13 protein-coding genes are annotated in these 24,843 nt (G+C 55.8%); 9 read left to right on the top strand and 4 right to left on the bottom strand.

Annotated elements, in window-relative coordinates; all coding sequences use genetic code 11:
- Positions 1-255 carry a hypothetical protein gene (locus ACEPPP_RS03480; RefSeq protein WP_374089666.1) on the top strand — a complete coding sequence of 85 codons (255 nt, stop codon included), beginning with the start codon at positions 1-3 and terminating at the stop codon, positions 253-255.
- Between the two features lie 51 nt (positions 256-306).
- On the opposite strand, the gene ACEPPP_RS03475 is transcribed toward ACEPPP_RS03480, so the two are convergent.
- The 4 genes from ACEPPP_RS03475 to ACEPPP_RS03460 form a co-directional block, all read right to left on the bottom strand.
- Entirely contained in the window at positions 307-1,911 is a 1,605-nt protein-coding gene (locus ACEPPP_RS03475; RefSeq protein WP_374089665.1) for a SagB/ThcOx family dehydrogenase, read from the bottom strand.
- 132 nt (positions 1,912-2,043) lie between these two features.
- A complete protein-coding gene (locus tag ACEPPP_RS03470) occupies positions 2,044-2,457 on the bottom strand; it encodes a response regulator transcription factor (protein WP_374089664.1) in 414 nt (137 codons plus the stop codon).
- A 264-nt stretch (positions 2,458-2,721) separates the two neighbouring features.
- Positions 2,722-5,199: a fibronectin type III domain-containing protein gene (locus ACEPPP_RS03465; RefSeq protein ID WP_374089663.1), complete on the bottom strand. Its 2,478-nt coding sequence runs from the start codon at positions 5,197-5,199 to the stop codon at positions 2,722-2,724.
- Between the two features lie 853 nt (positions 5,200-6,052).
- Positions 6,053-6,640: a septal ring lytic transglycosylase RlpA family protein gene (locus tag ACEPPP_RS03460; RefSeq protein WP_374089662.1), complete on the bottom strand. Its 588-nt coding sequence runs from the start codon at positions 6,638-6,640 to the stop codon at positions 6,053-6,055.
- A gap of 334 nt (positions 6,641-6,974) precedes the next feature.
- Here ACEPPP_RS03460 and ACEPPP_RS03455 point away from each other — a divergent pair, with 334 nt between their 5' ends.
- From ACEPPP_RS03455 to treY, 8 genes are all read left to right on the top strand, one after another.
- The gene (locus tag ACEPPP_RS03455) at positions 6,975-7,367 is read left to right on the top strand and encodes a hypothetical protein (protein ID WP_374089661.1); all 393 of its coding nucleotides are present in this window, start codon (positions 6,975-6,977) and stop codon (positions 7,365-7,367) included.
- 397 nt (positions 7,368-7,764) lie between these two features.
- Positions 7,765-10,359, top strand: coding sequence for a cation-translocating P-type ATPase (locus ACEPPP_RS03450; RefSeq protein WP_374089660.1), 2,595 nt, complete (start codon positions 7,765-7,767; stop codon positions 10,357-10,359).
- A gap of 292 nt (positions 10,360-10,651) precedes the next feature.
- Positions 10,652-12,592, top strand: a complete 1,941-nt coding sequence (gene glgB / locus ACEPPP_RS03445) for a 1,4-alpha-glucan branching protein GlgB (RefSeq protein ID WP_374089659.1) — start codon at positions 10,652-10,654, stop codon at positions 12,590-12,592.
- Complete coding sequence (locus ACEPPP_RS03440) at positions 12,589-14,580, top strand: alpha-1,4-glucan--maltose-1-phosphate maltosyltransferase (protein WP_374089658.1); 1,992 nt, start codon at positions 12,589-12,591, stop codon at positions 14,578-14,580. Before glgB ends, ACEPPP_RS03440 begins: the two co-directional genes overlap by 4 nt.
- Before the next feature lie 9 nt (positions 14,581-14,589).
- Positions 14,590-17,925, top strand: a complete 3,336-nt coding sequence (gene treS, locus ACEPPP_RS03435) for a maltose alpha-D-glucosyltransferase (protein ID WP_374089657.1) — start codon at positions 14,590-14,592, stop codon at positions 17,923-17,925.
- A gap of 29 nt (positions 17,926-17,954) precedes the next feature.
- Positions 17,955-20,072 carry a glycogen debranching protein GlgX gene (glgX, locus tag ACEPPP_RS03430; protein WP_374089656.1) on the top strand — a complete coding sequence of 706 codons (2,118 nt, stop codon included), beginning with the start codon at positions 17,955-17,957 and terminating at the stop codon, positions 20,070-20,072.
- A 5-nt stretch (positions 20,073-20,077) separates the two neighbouring features.
- On the top strand, positions 20,078-21,907 hold the full coding sequence (gene treZ / locus ACEPPP_RS03425) for a malto-oligosyltrehalose trehalohydrolase (protein WP_374089655.1): 1,830 nt from the start codon (positions 20,078-20,080) through the stop codon (positions 21,905-21,907).
- A complete protein-coding gene (gene treY, locus ACEPPP_RS03420; protein ID WP_374089654.1) occupies positions 21,904-24,837 on the top strand; it encodes a malto-oligosyltrehalose synthase in 2,934 nt (977 codons plus the stop codon). Before treZ ends, treY begins: the two co-directional genes overlap by 4 nt.
- Positions 24,838-24,843: the final 6 nt, after the last annotated feature.

Raw genomic sequence — 24,843 nt, 5'->3', positions numbered from 1 at the left:
ATGCAGCAACCGCGTTTGCAGTCGATGAATCAAGGCAAACGCCAGCAGCAACACAGACAACGCTATTTCCGGCAGCCAGTCGTCTGCCATCGCCTGCGGCAGCAGACGATCGGCAAGACCACGCCCGCCAGCATCAGTTATATCCGCCCAACGAGCCGCAATTTACCGAAGATCAGCTCTCGGACAGGTTGGTCAAGGCTTTGCTTAGAGCGTAGTTTTTTTGAAGAGACGGGCTTTTCAATCGTCACCGTTTGAAAAGCCTCCGCTTGGCGAAAGGATGGGCTCTGCATGAGGGCAATGGAGAAATCACCGCAAATGGCCGTAAGCCGGCAGGCTTTGCAGCCTTGCATCTTCCAGCGCTTCGCCGATGGTAAAGTGATACAGGCTTTGCCAATGGTTGTCCGTTAATCCCAGGACGCCGTGAACCGCATCGTCAAAGAAGCAGCCGATACCGGTGCCGCGCACGCCGGCGGCTTCGGCCTCCAGATAGAGAATCTGCCCCAACAGGCCGCACTCCCAGAATAAACGTCGATAGCGCCACGGCTCCGCGGTGATATTGTCGGCAAAACGCGCCAACATGCCCAGACTGAATGCGCTGTCGCCGGCAATGTTTTGATGGCAGGATAAGGTTTTGGCGGCCTGCCGGACATTGCCGGCAACCAAGCGGAATAAGGCGAAAGGGCTGGCAACGGTTTCCCAGGTAAAATCCTCTGAAAACGCCTGCCGCAATTCGCTTACGGCGTTGGTATCGCGCGGCAAGCAATACAAACCCGGTTCCATTCCTTCTACACGGTGGACAAAGAGCAGCAAATGCACCTGCGGCGGCCAGTTCCAGGCGGTAAAAGGCGCTTTGGCGTTGGGCAGCACCGCTTGCAGTATCCGTTGGAAGTCGGTCAGCGCTAATTCCTTGGCCCGGGCGTTGAAGTGCTGAGCGCTGCGGCGCTGCCGGATCAAACGGCTTGCACATTGATCATGACTGACGCCGGGTAGGGGCCAAAAGGACGCTTGCCAGCGTTCGGCCCGCGTGGAGGGTTTTTGCGCGTGTTGGGAGATCTCATCGATGATCGACCAGTGATAAAAATGATGTTGGCTCAAACGTTGAGCCTTGCCGAACCACTGCGCATTTTGCAGGCTTGCCGACAAATCAGCGGGTTCGAAATTGCCATGACGTGTGTCGATATGCAGGCGGCAAAACAAATCCGGCGCTTCTTGTTCATGTTCGACAAAATCTTCACTTCGATCCAAGCCCAGCCAGCTTGCCAGGTCGGCGTCGGCGGTTTCGCCGAGCAATTCTATCCGCCAGCCCAAACAGGCCGCGGCATAGCTCAAGGCCGCCAGGGCATGGCCTATATCATGTTGGCAATAGCGGAAAGCGCGTTCGCCGTATTTCCAGGCTTCGCGCCAGTGAATGGAGGTCAAGCCGATGAAGAGCGCGGACTCTATTGTTTCAGGGGTAAAACCGCAGCGCCGTTCCAGCAAGTGATCGTGGCTAAGATAGTGATAAACGCCCGCGGGCAGAATGGAGGCATCGGTGCAGACCAAATACCCTTCGGTAGGATGGAGATTGCCGCTGGAGGGATTACAGCGCAGCGCCCAGCGATCCGGACCGTAGCGTTTCCAGGCGGACAAGCCCAACGCCAACTCCAGGAATAAGCCCAGCGACTTCAGGTTAAGCGGCTGAGGCGCAATCTTGCCGGGCCGATCCAGGTCGCCGAACAGCCATGCGACATCCTCACCCGGCATTGGCAACGGGACGGTTTCACAGCCTTCAAAACGGCGAAATGGGTTGGGTTGATCGTCCCAATCCAATGATTCCGGCCCTTTGGCATACGCATTGAACTGGTGCTTGGTCCGTTGGTGGTAATCAAGCACGGCTTCGCTTTTTGTCAGGCTGTTGTTTTCGATAGGCATGGTCGCGGCGGTCAAGGCATCGGGTGAATGCTCTATCGTAGCGCGGAAATGCGGAATTACGGAAAATTGACCGAAATATTATTACTGGTTTATCTGAGTTCTTGAGCGGCTCATGCGATGATTTCTTCAGAACTATTTTCTCTGCAAGCGACGTGCTGGCACTGTATGAGTCGGGCAGACTTGGCTTAGTGCGTCATGGATGCGTGCGTATAGAATCGATCCTGAAATGGGTTTAATCAGAAAATCAACTGCCCCGGCCTTTAAAGAGGCTGTGGCATCCTGAGCCGTCCCGTATCCTGTCATGAAAATAATAGGCATCTGAATGTTGCGCCTGTTGAGTTCCTGCTGCACCTCCAGACCGTTCATTCGCGGCATGTGTAAGTCTATCAGCAAGCACCCTGGACGATACTCGCCATAGGCGTTCAAGAAATCCGGTCCGGATGCATAAGTCTCGATTGTAAATCCAGCGAGTCGCAAGGAAAGGCTCAATGAGTCTCGGATGACTTCATTGTCGTCGACCAAAAATACGATGCATTCATTATCCATAGCTTTTCCTATCCAATTGGTGGTTGCACAAAATTAGATCAAGCCGATGCTTAAATCCGCGTCCATCAGGAGATCGTCAAAAGTACTCGCCAAACAGCATCAGGAGCTATCGATTCTAAACCGTCAATTCAGGCCGAATTCAAGATGGAATCCGGCCCGTTTGGGTGTGTTTTCCTTGCCCATCATCCTTGTGTTTCAGGATGATGGGCGGATTTACCATTTGGCTCGCCATCAAGTCGCTTCGTACATGATGACAGAGCGAACTTAAGGTTTCACGGTAAGGGTCACTGTTTTAGAATTGTTTGAGGGATTAGGATCGGTTCCGTTGAATGTCACCGAGCCGGTCGTCGAAACATCGCCTACCACCGTTGGTGTCACGTTAATCGTGATACTTGACTGGGCTTTTGCGGCAAGATTTCCCAGATTACAGACTACCGATCCGCCCAGTTGGCCGGCCACTGTCGTCCCGCCACAAACATTGCCACCAGCGCTTGCCGAGGTGAATTTCAGGGTACTCGGCAGTTGCGCGTTGAAAACGGTATCATTGGCGACATCGGTTCCGTTTCTCACTTGGAAGGTATAAGAAATTCCGGTATTCACCTGGGGGCCGCCATTGCTCGCGGATCCGGATATCTGCACGTCAGTTGTGGTTTGCGGCGCGGGCGGTGGAGGTGCAATGGAAGTGGTGACCGATCCGGTGTTGTCGACGGGTAGCGCATCGTCCAATTGAGTTAGGCCATCGGCTTGATAAGCCGCGACACTGGCGTTGTCGGTGACAGTCGTTGTCACATTGGTTAAAGTTACCGTCACCGTGCCGGTTTGACCTGGATTCATCGGACCTAGGTTGCAGGTCAGATTCGTTCCGGCCAATGGCAAGCATGCACCGCGTGTGGTTGAGAAAGACGCCGAGCCGAATCCGCCGGCTGGCAAGATATTGTCGACGCGCACTTGTGGTACAGGCAGGCCGCCGGTGTTGGTGACCAACAAGCTGTAAACGGCGTCAGCGCCGGATTGGACTTCGGCCGGGCCGCTCATCGAAAGCGCCAAGTCCAGCGAGGCGGCTGCCCCCGTTGGATTTAGGTTCACCGTATTTGAATAGGGGCCTGGGCCAACGGCATTCACCGCATGCACTTGCGCGGTATAGAGTGTACCGTTGGTCAAGCCGGTGATGGTTGTCCCGGTCACATTGCCTGGGACACTGAGCGTCTTCAAGGTAATGCTATCTGTATATTCAACCGTATAGGAAGTGATCGGGCTGCCGCCATCTGAAATCGGTGGTTGCCATGCCAACGCTGCGGCCGCGTTGCCAGACGTTCCCGTCAAGCCTTGCGGTGCGTCCGGCGGCAACGCGGCTTGCGGCGTGACTGGCGGGGTGGCAGGCTCTGAAAGGGCGCTGGTTCCAACTGAATTGGTGGCGCTGACTTTGAATGCATAAGCGGTTCCATTGGCGAGGCCGGTTACGGTTAACGTGGTAGGCACAGGCGATGCGGCAGTTGTCGTCTGGCTGCCGACCTCATTAACTAAATCGGGCGGCACAAACTCATGAACGGTATAACTCGATGTCGGTGCACTTCCATTCGGGCCCGGAGTCCAGTTCACGACGGCCACACTGTCGCCTGCCTTCGCGCTGACGTTAGTCGGCGTTCCCGGCGCGGTGGGAGTGATTTGTTCGCTGACGGTGTATATTCGCCCCTGAAGCTGGCCAGCTCCGGCCGTTGGATCGTCGGCTATAAACACATCAGGGACGGAGACGGCAGCCGTGTCTACATTGATGCTGGAGGGCAGGGACATGCCCGTGGCCCAATTCTTCGTAATCTGTGCCGTACCATTGGGATCATCGATTTTAGTAACCGAAGCGGCATCAGAAATATACAGTGTCGTGCCGTTTGGTGTGGCTCCTAATTGATTGCTGCCGATTCCGGAAGGAATGATCGCTGCGGTGGTAAATATAGACGATGCTGTACAAGAACCGGGGTTAGCGGCCGTGACGCACTTATCGGCGTTGGCTATTATCCAGGGAAAGCCGCCGTCCAGGCCGTACAAAGCGTGATTGATCCAAGCAAGTCCCAGCGTTCTCTTGCCGTCGGTACCTGCCCCGATCGTTTGGAAACTGCTGCAAGGCACGGTAGCATCGCCCGGTCCCCTGATGCGTAAAATATTGCCGCTTTTAAAAAATCCCAGATAAAGGTTGCCATCTGGCCCCATTGCCATGGAGGAAGGACGGTTGCTGGGAACGCCGCAACTTGAAGCGTCGCCAAGACGCGTTGCTTGCCCGTCAACCGTTCCATGACCGCCGCCACCGGTCGGCAGAAATTTTTGGCGCACCACGCCTTTATTCAGCTTATTCGCCACGTCATCGGCAATGTAGACTTTCTGCCCTTGCGGATCATAAACGGCCGGGCCACCGGTTGTACACGTTGCCGAATTGATGGCCGCGCTGCCTGGGGGGAGCGTGGCCGCGGTATCCAGATCTGGGTCGATGCGGCATAAGCCTTGCAAATGGTCGGAAACCCATAGATGGCGGAACGGCGTACCCGTGCTGGGATTGATGGCGCTGCCACTGGCGACGAAACCATTTAATGGTGCGGTTATTCCACTGGGAACCATGGTGGTTGTCGTTGCGGCAATAGATGCAGCTGAATTGATGCCCAGGATCAATAAGGCGGCCCCTTTCGGCAATGCCGTTCTTGGGTTTAGCTTTGCCAAGGGGGGGATTAATACTTTATGCTGTGACAGTTTCATTATGATTCACCATTTAAGTAAGGATTGATTAACGTCTAACTAAACTCCATGATTTAATGCATTTTCATGCGCAGTAGTGCTGTATTGATGATTGAACTACAAATTGGGATGGCATAAAGTTTTCACCCTATAATGCCTCCAACTCGTACCTGTCATCACCATCGGCACTAATCCATCAGCTATTTAACCCATCAATTTTTTGAGATTGGGTCGCTGTCCGTTGGTCTCCATCCAGTAAAGATATTCGGCGATATAGGTGGGGTTTCTTAACGCCGGACATGTTCCCCAGCCTTGCAATGGCTCGATGCCTTACTTGATTACGCCGATGTGCGGGGTTTTGTCCCTATCAAGAACCGGATCCGAAAAATAAAGTCACAGAAGTTCTCAATCTAAAGTTTTGACTTCAGACCATAGAATCAAAAAACTTAAATTTAACTTAATAAGTTGTCCTGTTAATTCTGCCGGCTTGTAAGAAGGTTCAATGCGACTAAAAAAAATATGGGAATGTCAGGTAATGATGTAATCCAGTGATGATCAACTACAGCAGAATGCGGGCAAAACGAAGGATGAGTTTTTCCTGTGTTGGTCTCCGAGGTCAGAGGTGAATAAGGAAAGCTTTGAAATCTTGCTGAAATGGTGGGATTTGTCACTCGGTAGTCACTAGTACTGCTGGAGAGGTCTGGTCAACGCCCAGCCCCCGGTGATGCGGGCCTGCACCCAACTGACTCACTTGGGCGACTCCAAATTAGGGTATATCAGACCGGAGCTTTTGAAGCTAAAAAAGTCGCTTAGGGGCGTGTCCGTGAAAGCAGGTAAGATAAGTCAATTCGATGGTGGGGTCTTATTTTGCGCCCTATTTTTTGCTGGATTGGTTGGCTGATCCCTTCTTCTTGATAGATTTGGTCTCAATCTTGACCTGGCTGGTGCCGTCCTCTTTCATGCCCAGCTTTTTAGCGGCTGCGCGGGAGAGATCGATGACGCGTTCCTCGGCATAGGGCCCACGGTCATTGATCCTGACAACGACCTTCTTGTCATTCTCGAGGTTGGTCACTGTGGCCTTGGTCCCCATCGGCAAACTCGGATGGGCGGCGGTCATCTCTTTTTGATCAAAGGTCTCGCCACTGGCGGTCTCCTGACCTTGAAATCCCGGTCCATACCAAGACGCCTCGCCCACTTCCTTATGAACAGATTTGGCCGCGGAACGCCCCTTCTCTTGCTGCGATAGTTTGTCTTTCCCGTCCGAGTGTTCGGAGGAACAGCCGGCAATAGCCAAGGCGCCGATCAGGGTTATTCGCGAGGCACCTAAAAGCCATTTACGGAGGGTCATGAGACTGCTGAGCGCTATCCTGACTTTACAGGACAAGCGCTGTAAACCGGAAATCAAGCGGCGTTTATCGCCGTCGGGCGATACATCGGTGGGTTGTACTGGTTGATATGGCATGTTATCACCTGCTGGTGTAAAGGTAAGGGGTGTATTTTCAGACACAGTTAATCGGCATTTGGTGCCGCTTATCACCGACAACGGCTTTATGTGCGTTACCCTACCGACGGCGCCTAATATTGCGGCTAAGATATTTTCTAGCGTCTGTAACGACGAGCAAATGACTTGCGGCACCCAAGATAAATCCATGGAATCCAAAGACGCGTACATAAAAAGTCTGGCTTCGGAACTGAAAGAGCGGAGCGTCTAGTCGGTTGAAATGGAGAGCTTAACGTACTGATTTTCTATTATTTATCCTTAATATCCTGATTGCGGCATAACCGCCGGAGGTTTTATGAAACATATCACGTTATACGCCAAACTGAGTCTGCTGACCCTGTCGGCTATGTTGGTTCTGTCGGGTTGTAGCCAATCCCTGATCAAGGATGACACGCGCGATGCCACTGAAGGCACCAGTCATTGCTCAGGTTCGGAGTGGGTGGATGACTCTTCCCTGGCTGTGCTGCCAATCCCCGTGGTGGCGTTTTTTATGCCACACACCGACCTGAATGAGATCAAAAGCGATGATTACCTCAAGCGGTGCGGGGAGGGCAACCAGTTGATCAACCGAGATGTGAGCATCGGACGCGCGATGTGTTTCCCAACCGCGCTGACCCGGATCGTGACGCTGGGCGTCTGGCAATGGTGTCCGGCGCGCGTTTCCTGGGAAGCTGATGTGCAGCCCTAAGCATCAGTCCACAGTCGGCCTAGCCATCGGAGTTTACCGTCCAATAAGGATTTTGCCAAAAATGACTTCCCGAAACTGGTCGGCTATGTGGATAGTGGGAGCGGTTTGGATCCGCGACCAAAGATTACGTGCTCGCGGTAGTGCGGTCACGTCGCGCTTAAAATGCGCTCCCACCGTCCATACTCCGACATGCAGCGATGGCTAAGTCGAGCGGCTTTATGTGCTTTCCTACTGGCTGGCCGCCAAGCAGTTGCGGGACGAACCGGGCGATTGGCAGATCCAGCGCCCCAATATGCAGGGCGGAGGCCGGGGGGCATTGTCAGCAGCCGCTGCATCGATTATTTGCACAACGAGCGCCTAGTCGCCGCATAAAGAACCGTGGCATATGGAACCCTCTATGAAAGAACATGCACCCATTACCGGCCTGAGTAGTGCAGCGGCGGCAAAACATCTGAAACTGGACGGATACAATGAGTTGCCGAGGTCAGACAAGCGGGGATTTTGGCGCATCTTGTTCGAAGTGCTGCGCCAACCCATGTTTGCGCTGCTAATAGGCGGAGGTATCGTCTATTTTTTAATGGGCGATCGAATCGAAGCCATACTCTTGCTTATCTTCGCATCCCTCTCGGTAATGATCACCCTGGTTCAGGAGACGCGCAGTGAAAAAGTATTGGAAGCGCTGCGAAATCTCGCGAGTCCCCGGGCGCTGGTCATCCGGGACGGCAAGAGGATTCTCATTGCCGGCCGGGAGGTGGTGCGAGACGACCTGATCGTCATTTCCGAGGGTGACCGGATTGCGGCAGATGCCACTCTGGTCGAGTCGCATGACCTATTGCTCGATGAATCGCTGCTGACCGGCGAATCCATGCCGGTGCGCAAATTGGCTCAGGATGGCTCAGCTACGACTCCAGATCAGCGCGCCGTGCCGAAGCCGGGCGGTGAAGACTTACCCTATATTTTTGCCGGAACGCTGGTGGTGCGCGGTACCGGACAAGCTCTGGTGCACGCGACCGGCATGCGCAGTGAAATGGGCAAAATCGGACGCGCCCTTGGCGCCATCGAAACGGAACAACCGCGTTTACAACGCCAGATACATTCGTTTGTGAGGACCTTCGCCCTTATCGGCGTTCTCGTAGGATCGCTAACGGTATTATTGTTTGGGCTGCTGCGCGGCTCCTGGCTTGAGGCCATACTGGGCGGCATCGCGATCGGCATGTCCATGCTGCCGGAAGAGTTCCCTCTCGTCATGACCGTATTCATGGCGATGGGCGCGTGGCGTATTTCCCAGGTCCGCGTACTGACCCGCCGCGCGTCAGCGATAGAGACGCTGGGAGCCACCACGGTATTATGCACCGACAAGACCGGCACGCTCACCGAAAATCGTATGACGGTCGTTTCCCTATGCAGCGAGGAGGCACGCTGGGATCAAGATGAAAAAAATAAGCTATCGGATAAGCCGCGAGAAATCCTGGAAGCGGCCCTTTTCGCTTGTCCGCGCGAACCCACCGATCCGATGGACATGGCCGTGCACGCGCTCTGGGAGGCGCAAGGGGGGTCGAGCAAGGCCAGCTTCGCCGAGCGCACCCTGATTCGCGCTTACGGTCTCCGGCCGGATTTGTTCGCGGTTGCGAACATACTGTCCAGCGGTGGCGATGCAAACGGCACGGTCTATGCCAAGGGCGCTCTCGAAGCCATAGCGGAGCTGTGTCAACTGCCCCCTGAGCGCCTGGTTAAAATTCGCGCACAGGTTGATGCACTGGCGCATGATGGAGTTCGCGTACTGGGGGTCGCCAAGGCGACCGTCCTAAATGCCGCGCAGCAACACGACCTGCCGGAAACGCCTCGCGGCTTTGAGTTTGAATATGTGGGACTGATTGGATTTGCCGACCCCATACGCGCCAATGTACCAGCGGCCGTCGCCGAATGCCGTTCTGCAGGCATCCGGGTGGTGATGATTACCGGAGACTATCCGGCCACGGCCCGCGCCATTGGCCTGAAGGCCGGGCTCGACTCGACGGAGGTGCTGGCCGGTGAAGAAATTGACGCCATGTCGGAAGATAGTCTTGCCGTGCGCATGAAATCAACATCGATATTTGCGCGCATCCAGCCCAATCAAAAACTTCGTATTGTCCAGAGTCTGAAGGCAAATGGCGAAATCGTCGCCATGACCGGGGATGGGGTTAACGACGCGCCGGCAATCAAGGCCGCCCACATTGGTATTGCCATGGGCGGGCGCGGCACTGACGTCGCACGGGAAGCCTCCGCAATCGTCCTGCTCGACGATGATTTCGGCTCAATCGTGACGACGATCCGCTTGGGGCGGCGCATCTACGATAATCTGCGCAAGGCGATTGAGTACATCATCGCTGTGCATATCCCGATAGCCGGTCTCGCGCTTCTGCCGCTTTTAATGGGGCTGCCGCTGATGCTCACGCCGATTCATATCGCCTTTCTCGAAATGGTGATTGACCCGGCGTGTTCGGTGGTGTTTGAAGCCGAAAAGGAGGAGGACGACGTGATGCAGCGTCCCCCGCGTGATCCCGAGAGTCCGTTGCTGCTGCCGAAGCGAATTTTATGGGCGATCCTGCAAGGTCTGATTGTTCTCGCGATCCTGGCGGGCGTTTTGATCAGCGCGTCGCGCATGGGAATGCCTGAGGCGGATTTGCGCGCGCTGGTCTTCACCTCTCTGGTGCTGATGAACATCGGGCTGATTTTGATCAATCGCTCGTTCAAAGCTTCTCTGTTTCGGGCGTTTCTGCGGCCCAACCGCTCGCTCTGGATTCTCCTAGGCAGTGTCATTGTGCTCCTGGCGACGGCTGTATTCTGGCGCCCGGCGCAATTGCTTTTCCATTTTGGCCGATTGCATTGGGACGATCTGGCGGTAAGCGCAGCCGCCGGCTTCTTCAGCTTGCTGCTATTGGTAGCGATCAAGTCACTATGGTTTCGCGTTGGCGGCAGGGATAACAAGGCAAAATTGCCGAGGCGGACTTGATCGAAGTTAAGTTGGCGCGTATGGGGGATCCCTGATAGTGATCGTATGTACGACACCGTACATACGACGTCCGATCTTCCCGATAAATTACTTAAAGGAGGGCCACCATGAATATCGCGATCGAACCCCTTCTGGCGTCTTAATGAAAGGGGTATTAATTTTGCTGGCGCTAAATTTATCCGTGGTCGTGTATTTGATTGCTGTGGGTATCTTGGGGGCTAATGCACCATCCCCTTATGTGAGGCGGTGAACCCAAGAGTTCAATTCGCAAAAAAACAATGAGGGTAAGCGAATGTCCACGTTAATGAATCTTCCCGTGGAAGCCGTGTTTCACGCCAGCCTGCTTACGGATCTCGATATTTATTTGTTTAAACAAGGCAGTCATTTTCGCCTGTATGAAAAACTGGGCTCGCACCTGATCACCGTTGATGGCGTAAAAGGTTGCAGCTTCGCCGTGTGGGCGCCCAATGCCTCTGCCATCTCGGTGATCGGTGAGTTCAATCAATGGGAGGCAACAGCGAATGCATTGCGTCTTCGTGACGACGGCTCGGGGATTTGGGAAGGATTCGTTGCCGATGTGATGGTCGGGGCAGGCTATAAATACCGTATAGTTTCCCGCGACGGAAACATTGCCGACAAGGGCGATCCCTTTGCGTTCTGCTGGGAGATGCCGCCGTTAACCGCTTCCCGTGTCTGGGAACTGGACTATGCCTGGAATGATGCTGCGTGGATGGCGCGGCGAGGAGGGAAAAACCAGCTGAACGCGCCTTTTTCCATTTACGAAGTCCATCTGGGCTCCTGGCGCCGGGTACCGGAAGACGGCAACCGTTTCCTGAGCTACCGAGAAATGGCGGAATGGCTGCCGCGTTATCTCGAAGAGATGAATTTTACCCACGTCGAATTCATGCCGGTGACAGAGCATCCTTTCTATGGATCGTGGGGCTACGAAACCACCGGCTATTTTGCGCCCACCGCGCGCTACGGCACGCCGCAGGACTTCATGTTTCTGGTGGATGCCTTGCATCAGCAGGGTATCGGCGTGATCCTGGACTGGGTGCCTGCGCATTTTCCAGGTGACGCCCATGGCCTCGGTCATTTCGATGGAACCTATCTCTACGAGCACGCCGACCCCCGTCAGGGCTATCAACCGGATTGGCATAGCTCGATTTTTAATTATGGCCGGCACGAGGTGGGCGCATTCCTGACCAGCAGTGCGATGTTTTGGCTTGATAAATATCATATTGACGGCCTGCGCATCGATGCCGTGTCGTCGATGCTTTACCTGGATTTTGGACGCAAGGAAGGGGAATGGATTTCCAATCGCAATGGCGGCCGGGAAAACCTGGATGCGGTTTCTTTTCTGCGCCACCTGAACGAGGCGGTCTATCGTGAATACCCCGATACTCAGACTTTCGCGGAAGAATCCACGGCCTGGCCCATGGTCTCCCGGCCCGTATCGGCGGGAGGGCTGGGGTTCGGTTTGAAGTGGAATATGGGGTGGATGCACGATACCCTGCGGTATTTTTCGGAAGATCCGCTGAATCGGAAATATCACCACGGCCAGCTTGTATTCAGCATCTGGTATGCCTTCTCGGAAAACTTCGTGCTGCCTTTTTCACACGATGAAGTGGTGCACGGCCAGGGTTCGCTGATCGGAAAAATGCCGGGCGACGAATGGCAACAATTCGCCAATCTACGCTTATTGTATGGCTATATGTGGGGCCATCCGGGCAAGAAATTATTGTTCATGGGCTGCGAATTCGGACAGAAACGCGAGTGGCAGCACGACGAGAGCCTGGAATGGCAGGTGCTGCAATATTCTCATCACTACGGGCTACGGCGTTGGGTCGCTGATCTCAATCGTTTTTACCGCAGTGAACCGGCGCTGTATCGGCAAGACTTCAGTCTTGACGGCTTTCAATGGCTGGATTGCAACGATGCGGAAAAAAGTGTGCTGAGCTTTGTACGCCGAGGGCTACACCCGAACGATACGGTTTTGGTGGTATGCAATTTTACGCCGGTCGTCCGCGAGAATTATCGGGTCGGAGCGCCGAGCGGCGGTGTCTGGCATGAAGTGCTGAACAGCGACGCCGAGTGCTATGGCGGCAGCGGCGTGGGGAATTTTGGCGCCGTAGAAGCGAGCCCAGTCTCTGCCGGTGACATGTATCATTCCCTGATGCTGCATCTTCCGCCGCTTGGCGTCCTGTTTTTGCGGCAAGGCAGCGCATCATGACAGGCACACAACGCCTCGACGGCAGATGCCGGGTGGTTATCGAAAATGTGCAACCGGCAATCGATTGCGGGCGCTTTCCGATCAAGCGCGTCATCGGTCAGAGCGTGGATGTGGAAGCGGATGCATTCACCGACGGACAGGATGCGCTAGCCTGCGTGTTGCGCTACCGGCACGCATCGGAAACCGGTTGGCGCGAGGTCGCCATGGCGCCGTTGGGTAATGATCGTTGGCGTGCATCGTTCCAGGTCACCGAACTTGGCCGGTATGTCTACACCATTACCGCCTGGAGTGATGTTTTTTTTTCCTGGAGGCAAGAATTTATCCGGCGAAGCGATGCGGCGGATATCGCCATGGCGCTTCAGGCCGGTGGGGTGCTGGTGGCAGAGGCTGCGGCGCGCGCAGCCGGCGAAAATAAGTTGCAGCTACAGCAGTTTGCCGAAGCACTGCGAACTGCCAAACCGGATGCAGGTTCTGCAGCGGCGCTTTCCGAAAACCTGGCGAGCCTGATGCGGCGCCATTCGGATCGAAGCCTGGCTACAGATTATCCTGGGTTGCTAAGCCTATGGGTAGAGCCGGTAAAAGCACGGTACAGCACATGGTACGAATTTTTCCCCCGCTCCTGCGTGGACGAGGGCATGCATCACGGCACCTTCGCCGAATGCGAAAAGCGCTTGCCCTATGTGGCGGCGATGGGATTCGACGTGGTGTATTTGCCGCCTATCCATCCGATCGGGCTGACTAAACGCAAAGGAGCGAATAACGCGCCGGTAGCGGCCGAGACCGATGTGGGCAGTCCGTGGGCGGTAGGTTCGGCGGATGGCGGCCACAAATCGATCGATCCGCAACTGGGCACGCTGGACGACTTCCGGTGCCTGGTGGTGAAGGCGCATGAACTGGGTATCGATATCGCGCTGGACATCGCCTTCCAGTGTTCGCAGGATCATCCCTACGTGCACGAGCACCCGGAATGGTTCCGCCGGCGAGCGGACGGCAGTATTCAGTATGCCGAGAATCCGCCGAAGAAATACGAGGACATTGTCCCGTTCAATTTTGACAGCGGCGCCTGGAGTGAGTTATGGCAGGAACTGCTGGATGTGTTCCTGTTCTGGATCGGGCAGGGGGTGCACATATTCCGTGTCGACAACCCGCACACCAAACCGTTTCCGTTTTGGGAATGGCTGATAGGCGAGGTGAAGCGCGGGCACCCCGAGACGATTTTTCTGGCTGAAGCCTTTACCCGTCCGAAAATCATTTACCGTCTTGCCAAACTGGGCTTCAGCCAGTCCTACAATTATTTCCCGTGGCGCAATACGAAAAGCGAACTCGAAACCTATTTCACCGAACTCACCCGCACGGAAGTGCGGGAATATTTCCGGCCCAATCTGTGGCCGAATACCCCCGACATCCTGCCCGAGTATTTGCAATTCGGAGGCCGCCCGGCATTTATGATGCGCCTGGTGCTGGCGGCCACGCTGGGCGCGAATTATGGCATCTATGGACCGGCCTACGAGTTGATGGAGGCTGTCCCTCGCGATGCTGGCGCAGAAGAATATCTCGATTCCGAGAAATACCAAGTGCGCCGCTGGGAGCTTGACCGTGCAGACAGTTTGAAGGATTTTATCGCGCGGGTGAACCGCATACGCAGGGAAAACCCGGCATTGCAGCAGGATCATCGTCTGACCTTTTTTGCGGTGGACAATGAGAATCTGCTTTGTTACGCAAAAACCACGGAGGATAACGCTGAAATCATCCTGGTGGTAGCCAATCTGGATCCGCAGCATACCCAGACCGGCTGGGTCACGCTGTCGCCGGATGTGCTTGGCCTGGAAGCCCGCCCTTATCAAATGCATGATCAACTGACGGGCGCCCGCTATTTGTGGAATGGTGCGCGCAACTTCGTTGAGATCAATCCCTGGGTGGCGCCGGCGCATATTTTCAAATTGCGCCGGCGCGTGCGTACCGAACACGACTTCGATTACTTTCTGTAAGAGGGAACCATGAGCGAGACAAAAGCCAGCGAGATAAACAAAACGCTCGTGGAAAACAAGCAATGGATGGACGATCCGCTCTGGTATAAAGACGCCGTTATTTACGAACTGCACGTCAAAGCATTTTTTGACAGCGACAATAATGGCGTCGGAGATTTTGCCGGCCTGATCCAGAAGCTCGATTATCTCCAGGATTTAGGTGTGAACACGCTCTGGTTATTGCCCTTCAACCCTTCTCCGATGCGCGACGACGGTTATGATATCGCCGACTATGGCAAAGTCCATTCCGCTTACGGGACCATGGCCGATTTCAGGCAGTTCGTGAAGGCTGCGCATCGCCGCCATCTGAAGGTCATTACCGAGCTGGTCATTAATCACACCTCCGATCAGCATCCCTGGTTTCAGGCTGCTCGGCGAGCGCCGGCAGGTTCTAGCAAGCGTAATTTCTACGTGTGGAGTGATACCGACCGGAAGTTTCCCGAAACGCGGATTATTTTCACCGATAGCGAGAAATCCAACTGGAGCTGGGATGAGGAAGCCCATGCCTATTACTGGCATCGCTTTTTCTCCCATCAACCTGACCTCAACTTCAATAACCCGCGGGTGGTGAAGGCGGTTATCAAACTGATGCGTTTTTGGCTGGACCATGGCGTTGACGGCGTGCGTTTGGACGCGATTCCCTATCTGTGCGTGCGTGAGGGCACCCAGAACGAAAACCTGCCCGAAACGCATGCCGTGATCAAGCAAATGCGCGCGGTCCTCGATCAGCACTACCGAAACCGCGTGTTTCTCGCCGAAGTCAATCAGTGGCCGGAAGACGTGCGCGACTACTTCAGTGAAGGCGATGAATGTCACATGGCTTACCACTTCCCCCTGATGCCGCGGATGTACATGGCGATTGCTCAGGAAGATCGACATCCGATCGTGGACATCATCCGCCAGACGCCTGACATACCGGAAACCTGCCAATGGGCTATTTTTTTGCGCAATCACGACGAGTTGACCCTGGAGATGGTCACTGACAAGGAACGCGACTATATGTACCAGATGTATGCCGGCGATCCGCTCTCGCGGCTGAACATCGGCATCCGCCGCCGGCTGGCGCCGTTGATGGACAATGAGATTAACAAGATCCGCTTGATGAACAGTTTGCTGCTGTCCCTGCTGGGGTCTCCGATCATCTATTACGGCGACGAAATCGGCATGGGGGACAATTTCTTTCTGGGCGACCGTAACGGTGTACGCACCCCCATGCAGTGGAGTCCGGACCGTAATGCCGGCTTCTCCCGCGCCGACCCGCAACGCCTGTATCTGCCTCCTATCATGGACCCGGTATATGGCTACGGGGCGGTCAATGTGGAGGCGCAGCTGCGCGAGCGAGCTTCGCTGTTGAACTGGATGCAGCGAGTACTGGCGGTGCGCAAAAATCATCAGGCATTCGGGCGCGGAAAACTGGTGTTTTTACACCCAGGCAATCGAAAGATACTCGCCTATCTCAGAACATACGAAGACGACATTATTCTTTGCGTTAGCAATCTGTCGCGCGCCGCGCAAGCGGTCGAACTCGATCTTTCGGCGTATAAGGGCTGCGTGCCGGTGGAGTTGATGGGCCGCTCGGCTTTTCCGCCCATAGGCGAATTGCCCTATGTGCTCACCTTGCCCGGCCATAACTTCTACTGGTTTCGGCTGACCAGGGGCGAAGAGCTTCCGGTCTGGTACGGCGAACACTTGCCTCCCGAGGAGTTGCCGACGCTGGTGCTGTTCGACGGCTGGCGCAGTTTGTTCCGGGACAGGGTTGTGTCCTGGCGCATGGCGATGGCCGAGAAGCTGCGTATCTTGCTCGAACAAGACGCACTGCCGCGCTTTGTCGCTGCGCAACGCTGGTTTGGAGGCAAGGGTGAGGTGGTAAGCCGCGTGGTCATCAGCGATTATGCCGAATGGGGCGGTCAGGTCGATAACTGGCTGGTAGCCCTGTTCCGCATCGAAGCCGCGGCCGGCGAGCCGATGAACTGTTTTTTGCCCCTCGCATTGGCATGGGAAAATGGGAATCCGGAGCGCCTGCGCGCAATGTCGGCGACTACCGTCGCCAAGGTGCGCCGGCAGGCACAGGTTGGAATTCTGGGCGATGCATTTGCAGACGCGGCGTTTTGCCGGGCGTTGGTACAAGCCATCGGTGCGAATCAAACGCTATCCTGCGAACGGGGCGTGATCCGCTTTTCGTCCACCAGCGCTTATGCGGTTCTAGCCGGTAAGGTATCCGCAGACCTCCCGGTACGTCCTGCCGCGATGCAGGGGAGCAATACCGCAGTTGTAATGGGTGAAAGGCTATTCTTGAAAGGCTATCGGCATCTACAAGTCGGTACCCACCCTGAGTTGGACATCGGACGTTTTTTAACCGAGGTAGCCAAGTTTCCCCATATGGCGGCAGTGGCCGGCGCAGTCGAGTATGAGGCCGGCGACGGCAACTGCATGACGCTTGCCTTGCTGCAGGGCTATGTCGAAAACCAGGGCGACTGCTGGAGCTACACGCTGGATTACCTGCGGCGTTTCCTGGAGGAATGCCGCGCAACAGCCGCACAGCCCGTACCCGCGGCGCAAGCCCATGGCGCCTATCTGGTTTTGATGCGCACGCTCGGTCAGCGTACAGGCGAACTGCACAATGCGCTGGCTACCGCAACGGGTGATTCCGCCTTCGATCCAGAACCGGTAACCGACACCGATCTTGCGGACTGGATATTACGGGTGCAAACGGAGGCGGCAGCCACGCTGGCTCAACTCGAACGGCGGCAGGAAGGGCTTGCCGGGAACGTTCGCGAGATAGCACAAGCCTTGCTCGCCCAGCGAAATACCCTTGCGGACCGTCTCCAGGGGTGTATTTCCGGGCAGTTGAAAGCCGTCAAGACGCGCTACCATGGCGATTATCATCTGGGGCAAGTTCTGCTCACCAAGAATGATTTCGTGATCATCGATTTTGAGGGTGAGCCGACACGCCTGCTCGCCGAGCGTCGCCACAAACACTCGCCCTTGAGGGATGTGGCCGGCATGCTGCTTTCCTTCAACTATGCTGCGCAAACCGCAGTTGCGCACCACAGCTCCGAAAAAGCCGAGGACGCGGCTAGGTTTGAGCCTTTGCTGCGCGACTGGGAAGTAGAGGTTGGGCGAGTTTTCATCAAAGCCTACGATGAAACGGTGCGCGGTTCCGGATTGATCGCGCCGCAGTCAAGTCTGTGCGGCTTGCTAGACCTGTTCTTGCTGGAAAAGGCGTTTTACGAGGTGCGCTACGAACTCGACAATCGACCGGATTGGGTCGTCATGCCGTTGCGCGGCATCCTGTCGCTTTTATAAGGTGAATCATTCAGACCAGGAGGTTCAAGATGGCGAAGACAATAACGGCGGTATGGCCTGGGCGTCCCTATCCGCGAGGTGCCCATTGGGACGGCGAAGGGGTGAATTTTGCCATTTTTTCCGAGCATGCCGATAAAGTCGAGTTATGTTTGTTCGACGCCAAGGGCAAGAACGAAGTCCAGCGCGTCGAACTCAAAGAGCGTAGCGATTTAGTCTGGCATTGCTATCTGCCCGAGGCCCGTCCCGGACTGCTTTATGGTTTTCGGATGCATGGACCTTACCGTCCTCAGGAGGGGCATCGTTTCAATCCGAACAAGCTGCTGATAGAGCCCTATGCAAAAGATATTGTGGGGACGCCGCTCTGGAGCGACGCCCATTTCGGCTATCGCATAGGCGCCAAGGATGACGATCTATCTTTTAGTCGTCGCGACAATGCCAATGTGATGCCGAAGTGCCGGGTGATCGATCAGGCCTTCGCCTGGGGGAATGATCATCCCCCCGACATTCAATGGTGCGACATGGTGATTTATGAGCTGCACGTCAAAGGCTTTACCATGCAACATCCAGATATTCTGCCCAAGTTGCGCGGCACCTATGCCGGATTGGCGATGGACCCCGTCATCGAGCATCTCCAACGGCTAGGCGTGACGACCGTCGAACTGATGCCGGTGCATGCATTTCTTGATGATCGCCATCTGGTCGAACGCGGCATGCGCAATTACTGGGGATATAACTCGATAGGCTTTCTGGCGCCCGACTCCCGTTATTCGGCCAGCGGTCAAATCAGTGAATTTAAAACCATGGTAAAGACACTGCATAAAGCCGGTATCGAGGTGATTCTGGATGTGGTGTACAACCATACTGCCGAAGGCAATCAACTGGGGCCGACACTGTCCTTCCGGGGCATCGACAATGCTTCCTACTATCGCCTTGCGGGTGATAATCCACGCTTTTATATGGACTACACCGGCTGCGGCAATACCCTGGACATGCAGCAATCCTGCGTGCTGCAATTGATGATGGACAGCCTGCGTTATTGGGTGCTGGAAATGCATGTGGACGGTTTCCGTTTCGATCTGGCATCCTCACTGGCCCGGGAGTTACACGAAGTGAATCAGCTTGGCACCTTCTTCAATACCATCCGTCAGGATCCTGTGCTGAGCACCATCAAGCTGATTGCCGAACCCTGGGACCTGGGCGAAGGCGGCTATCAAGTCGGAAATTTTCCGCTGGGCTGGTCGGAATGGAACGATAAGTATCGCGATTGTATTCGTGCCTACTGGAAAGGCGATGAAGGGTTGATCGGGGAGCTGGCGCAACGCTTGACCGGATCCAGCGACCTCTACGAACGCAGTGGGCGAACTCATGCCAGCATCAATTTCCTCAGTGCGCACGACGGATTTACCTTGCATGACCTGGTGACCTATAACGACAAGCACAACGAGGCCAACCAAGAAGGCAATTCTGGTACTGACAATAACCATTCCTGGAATTGCGGCGTCGAGGGGGAAACCGACGATCCCGCGATCAATGCCTTGCGTGCCCGGCAAAAGCGCAATCTTCTTGCGACTCTGCTGTTTTCGCAAGGGGTTCCGATGCTGCAGGCAGGCGACGAGATCGGACGTACCCAGCAGGGTAATAACAATGCCTATTGTCAGGATAACGCGATTAGCTGGCTCTCATGGGAACTGAAGAAACAGGATCAGGATTTGCTTGCATTCACTCGGCGTATTATCGGCTTGCGCAACCAGCATCCCTTGTTTCGGCGACGTTATTTTTTTCAGGGAAGCCCCAATTATGGCGGCGAGATAAAAGATATCGTCTGGCTCAATTCCGATGGATCCGAAACGAGAGATGACGACTGGAATCAGGCATCTTCGCATTGTCTTGGCCTATATTTTGCGGGCGGTAAACTGGTCGAAACCGACGGGCGCGGACGGCGTTTAAAGGACAATAATCTGTTGTTGCTTCTGAATGCTTATCATGGGGAGATCGCATTTATGCTACCGCAATTCGAGGACCATGAATATTGGGAAGTGCTGCTCGACACGCGGGATGCTATCGGTACGCCGGATGTTACACGTTACCAGACGGAGCAAGCTTATCCATTGGGCGGACGATCGCTGGTGCTGCTGAAACAGGCGTAGACGATATGAAACGGGTGCATGAAATGCTATTTGGGGCGAGTTTGCTTTCCGATGGCAAGGTGCGCTTCCGTTTGTGGGCGCCGACGGCGTGCACGGTCGAGCTTTGCCTGGAAAATCGTGCGGGTGAAGAAATCGTTTTGCCGATGAACCGGCTCCCGGACGGCTGGTTCCTGCGCGAAACACCGGTAGGACAGGCAGGGCAGGGAACCCTTTACCGTTATCGGATAGATGGCGGCCAGAAGGTCCCCGATCCGGCTTCGCGATCAAATCCCCTGGACGTACATGGTCCCAGCCAGGTCGTTGACGCCGAGGCCTTCGCCTGGCGGGACGATGGCTGGCATGGCCGTTCCTGGCATGAAGCGGTCATTTATGAACTGCATGTGGGGGCGTTCACTGCCGCAGGTAACTTCGCGTCCGCCATGCAGCGTCTGGATTACTTGGTGGAATTAGGTATCACCGCCATTGAGCTGATGCCGCTGGCGGATTTTCCGGGAACGCGCAACTGGGGTTACGACGGCGTGCTGCCGTTTGCGCCCGACCACAGTTACGGCACCCCGGACGAACTGAAGGCGCTGGTGCAGGCGGCGCATGCGCGCGGATTGATGGTGCTGCTCGACGTGGTATACAACCATTTCGGGCCGGACGGCAATTATCTCCATCTCTATGCGCCGCAGTTCTTTAACGCGCGCCAACACACGCCTTGGGGAGCGGCGATCAATTTTGACGGCAAGGACAGCCGTATCGTGCGCGATTTTTACATTCACAACGCCTTGTACTGGCTTGAGGAATACCATTTCGACGGTCTGCGGGTCGACGCCGTGCACGCCATTTTAGACAATAGCCGCCCAAACATACTGGAAGAACTGGCGGCGGCGGTACAGGCCGGGCCGGGACGCAGTCGGCAGATCCATCTGGTTTTGGAGAATGACGGCAATGAAGCGCGATACTTGCAGCAAGGCGGCTTTGTCGCCCAATGGAACGACGATTTTCATCATGCTCTGCACCTGCTGCTGACCGGCGAAGTCGACGGCTATTACGCCGATTATGCCGATCAGCCGACACGGCATCTGGCGCGCTGTCTGGCCGAGGGCTTTGCCTTTCAGGGCGAGCCTTCAATGTTTCGCAATGGCCGGCTACGCGGCGAACCCAGCGGACACCTGCCGCCCGGCGCTTTCATTAATTTTTGCCAGACGCACGACCAGATAGGAAACCGCGCTTACGGCGAGCGCATTGCCCTGCTTACACAACCAAAACCACTGCACGTTGCACTAGCGGTGTTGCTGCTGGCGCCGTCGCCGCCCTTATTGTTCATGGGCGAGGAATTTGCCGCGGCAACGCCATTCCTGTTTTTCTGCGATTTTCACGGCGAACTGGCCGCTGCGGCCACCGAGGGGCGACGCCGCGAATTCGCCAGTTTCCGTGAATTCGCAGATCCGGCCGCTCGCACACGTATTCCAGATCCGAATGATCGGGCGACATTTGATCGTTGCAAGCTGAATTGGGGCTGCCTGGATGAGCCGCCGCACAAGGCCAGCCTTGAATATTACCGCAATTTATTGGCGTTACGGCGCACGCAGATTACGCCGCGCTTGCCGGCGATGGGCGGCGGAGAATTCGAACGGGTCGGAGAATCGGGTTTGGTTGTGCGCTGGCATCTGAGTGGCGGCGACCGGTTGATGCTATTGGCTAATCTGGGCGAGGGTTCGGTCGCAGGAAGCCTGCATGTTGCCGGCACGGCATTTTTTCTTAGCCAAGCCGACCTACCGGAAGCTTTCGCCGCCGGGGGCATGCCGCCCTGGTGCGCCGCTTGGTTCATAGAGGAGGCGCGGGCATGAAAAATAAATCACAGCACACAGGTATACCGCAGAATCTTGAGCCACGCATTCCCTTGTCCACCTATCGGCTGCAATTCAACGGCGATTTCACTTTTAATCAGGCCCGCGAAATCGTTCCCTATCTGAGCGCGCTGGGCATTTCCCACCTGTATGCTTCGCCCTATTTGAAGGCGCGTCCGGGTAGTCGGCACGGCTATGACATCATCGATCACAATGCCTTGAATCCCGAGATCGGCACGGACGACGAATTTGAGCGGCTTTGCGAAACGCTCGCCCGGCACGGCATGGGGCAGGTGCTGGATGTGGTGCCTAATCATATGGGCGTGCTGGGCGGGGATAATGCCTGGTGGCTGGACGTGCTGGAAAACGGTCAGACCGCCGCGCATGCCGGATTCTTCGATATTGACTGGGCGCCGAGCAAGGCTAAACTGCACGGCAAGGTGCTATTGCCGGTGTTGGGTGAGCGTTACGGCGCGGTGCTGGAAAATGCCGAATTGCAACTACGCTTCGATGCGGAGCGCGGGGAATTCGGTATTTATTACTTCGAGCATCACTTTCCTGTGGACCCGGCGCAATACCCGTGTATCCTGGCGTTTCGGATGGAGGCCTTGAGCGCATGCTTGGGGGCGGGGAGCCAGTTATTGATGGACTATCAGAGTCTGGTCACCGCGTTCCACAATCTGCCGTCCCGGGATGAGGGATCGTCTGAGCGTCAGCTTGAACGCAGGCGCGACAAGGAAGTGCATAAGCGGCACCTTGCAGGTCTCGTTGCCCAATCCTCCGCCATTGCCCGGTTTCTGGAAGAGAACTTGCGCATCTTGAACGGCAAGGCCGGGGAGTCATCCAGTTTCGACCTGCTCCACGACTTGATCGAGAAGCAGGCTTACCGGCTGGCGTTCTGGCGGGTGGCCTCGGACGAGATTAATTACCGGCGGTTTTTCGATATCAACGATCTTGCCGGGCTCTGCATCGAAAACGACGAGGTCTTCGATGCGACCCATCGGTTAGTGTTGCGGCTGGTTCAGGAAGGCAAACTGGATGGCCTGCGTATTGATCATCCTGATGGTTTGTACGATCCTGAAGCGTATTTTTACAGGCTGGTCGAACACTGCAACCGCGCCGGGCGTGCGCCCTATCTGGTGGTCGAAAAAATCCTGGCGGCAGACGAGAATTTGCGCGGCAGCTGGCCGGTGCAGGGGACTACGGGTTACGAATTCACAAATCTACTCAACGGCCTGTTTGTGGCTACCAGCGCCGCCAAAAGTATGGAGCGCGTGTATAAAAGCTTCATCGGAGAGCCTGTCAACTTCGACGATCTGCTCTACCGCTCCAAGAAGCTGATCATGAAATCCGCGCTGTCGGGGGAACTGAATGTGTTGGCCAACCTGCTCTCGAAAATCGCCGAAGCCGACCGCCAGACCTGCGATTACACGCTGAACGGATTGCTTACGGCATTGGCTGAGATCGTTGCCTGTTTCCCTGTTTACCGTGGCTACATCAGCGCCCGCGAGGTGGCGCCGGAAGATCGCCGCAACATCGAACAGGCAACCGCAGCGGCTAAACGCAGAAGCGCGACAGCCGATCCCAGCATTTTCGATTTTTTGCGCGAGGTGCTGACCCTTGCCGCGGCAGATGGAAAATCGCCCGTGTACGCCGAGCAGGTGCTGGTATTTTCGATGAAATTCCAGCAATTCACCAGCCCGGTGATGGCCAAAGGCCTGGAGGACACCAGCGCCTATATCTACCACCGCTTGCTGTCGCTGAATGAAGTGGGCGGCGATCCGCGTCGATTCGGCGCGACCCGTAGCGCGTTTCATCGGGCCAATCGGGTGCGCGCGGAACGTCGACCCCATTCGATGTTGACCACTTCCTCTCACGACACAAAACGCAGCGAGGATATGCGCGCCCGCCTGAATGTGCTGTCTGAAATACCGGCGGCCTGGCGATTGGCGCTACGACACTGGAGCCGGGCCAACCAAAGTCTTAAACGCAGCGTGGACGGCATGCGGGTGCCGACCCTCAACGATGAATATTTCATCTATCAGACCTTGCTGGGCATCTGGCCGCCTGGCGAGCCGGACGGCAATGAAATAGCGCGTTTGGGCGTCCGGTTGCAGGAATACCTGGTCAAGGCGGTGCGCGAAGCCAAGGTGTATACCAGCTGGATAAACCCCAATACAGCCTATGAAGACGCGGTCGTCGCATTCGCGATTGCCCTGATCAATGCGCCGGCGGAGAGCGTGTTCATGACCGATTTTCGGCCTTTGCAGCGGCGGATTGCCTGGCTCGGGATGTTCAACAGCCTGTCGCAGACATTGATCAAGCTCACGGCGCCGGGTGTGCCGGATATATATCAAGGCTGCGAATGTTGGGATTTCAGCTTGGTGGATCCCGATAACCGGCGCCCGGTTGATTTCGGCAGCCGGAAGATCATGCTGGCTGCCTTGCAGAATCTTGCCGCACAGACATTACAGGAACGCCTTGCAGGGGTAAGAGCCATGTGCGACACACTGGAAGACGGCCGGGCCAAACTGTGGGTCGTTAGCTCGGCGCTGGCGTTGCGGAAGCGCTGGCCGGAAGTGTTTCAGCAAGGAAGCTATTTGCCCCTTTCTGTCAGGGGAGAACATGCGGCTCATCTGTGCGCCTATGCGCGCATTGCCGGCGGCCGTATCGCCATCACGCTGGCGGCGCGTTTCTTCGCGCAACTGCTGGGTAACACCGATAGGCTGCCTCTGGGAGAAAAGGTTTGGGGGGCGACAACAGTCGAACTGCCTTTTCATCGGCCCGATAAGCAGTACACCTGCGTCTTTACCGGGAAGGTTCTGAAACCTCAGAAGCAGCAGTCTCGTTGGCATATGTCCGTCGCTCAAGTGCTGGCGGAATTTCCGGTGGGGTTGATTATCGGTGAGACCGTGCCATCCGGAGACTGAGGAGAG

It is taken from the genome of Methylomicrobium lacus, assembly GCF_041897535.1.
Taxonomy (GTDB): domain Bacteria; phylum Pseudomonadota; class Gammaproteobacteria; order Methylococcales; family Methylomonadaceae; genus Methylomicrobium; species Methylomicrobium lacus_A.
The sequence above is the reverse complement of the archived record's forward strand: the minus strand, read 5'-3'. Positions and strand labels throughout refer to the sequence as shown.

What these genes read in the sequence shown, in the direction of transcription:
- ACEPPP_RS03480 (WP_374089666.1), top strand. Translation starts at nt 1, where the DNA reads ATGCAGCAACCGCGTTTGCAGTCGATGAATCAAGGCAAACGCCAGCAG.
- ACEPPP_RS03475 (WP_374089665.1), bottom strand. Translation starts at nt 1,911, where the DNA reads ATGCCTATCGAAAACAACAGCCTGACAAAAAGCGAAGCCGTGCTTGAT.
- ACEPPP_RS03470 (WP_374089664.1), bottom strand. Translation starts at nt 2,457, where the DNA reads ATGGATAATGAATGCATCGTATTTTTGGTCGACGACAATGAAGTCATC.
- ACEPPP_RS03465 (WP_374089663.1), bottom strand. Translation starts at nt 5,199, where the DNA reads ATGAAACTGTCACAGCATAAAGTATTAATCCCCCCCTTGGCAAAGCTA.
- ACEPPP_RS03460 (WP_374089662.1), bottom strand. Translation starts at nt 6,640, where the DNA reads ATGCCATATCAACCAGTACAACCCACCGATGTATCGCCCGACGGCGAT.
- ACEPPP_RS03455 (WP_374089661.1), top strand. Translation starts at nt 6,975, where the DNA reads ATGAAACATATCACGTTATACGCCAAACTGAGTCTGCTGACCCTGTCG.
- ACEPPP_RS03450 (WP_374089660.1), top strand. Translation starts at nt 7,765, where the DNA reads ATGAAAGAACATGCACCCATTACCGGCCTGAGTAGTGCAGCGGCGGCA.
- glgB (WP_374089659.1), top strand. Translation starts at nt 10,652, where the DNA reads ATGTCCACGTTAATGAATCTTCCCGTGGAAGCCGTGTTTCACGCCAGC.
- ACEPPP_RS03440 (WP_374089658.1), top strand. Translation starts at nt 12,589, where the DNA reads ATGACAGGCACACAACGCCTCGACGGCAGATGCCGGGTGGTTATCGAA.
- treS (WP_374089657.1), top strand. Translation starts at nt 14,590, where the DNA reads ATGAGCGAGACAAAAGCCAGCGAGATAAACAAAACGCTCGTGGAAAAC.
- glgX (WP_374089656.1), top strand. Translation starts at nt 17,955, where the DNA reads ATGGCGAAGACAATAACGGCGGTATGGCCTGGGCGTCCCTATCCGCGA.
- treZ (WP_374089655.1), top strand. Translation starts at nt 20,078, where the DNA reads ATGAAACGGGTGCATGAAATGCTATTTGGGGCGAGTTTGCTTTCCGAT.
- treY (WP_374089654.1), top strand. Translation starts at nt 21,904, where the DNA reads ATGAAAAATAAATCACAGCACACAGGTATACCGCAGAATCTTGAGCCA.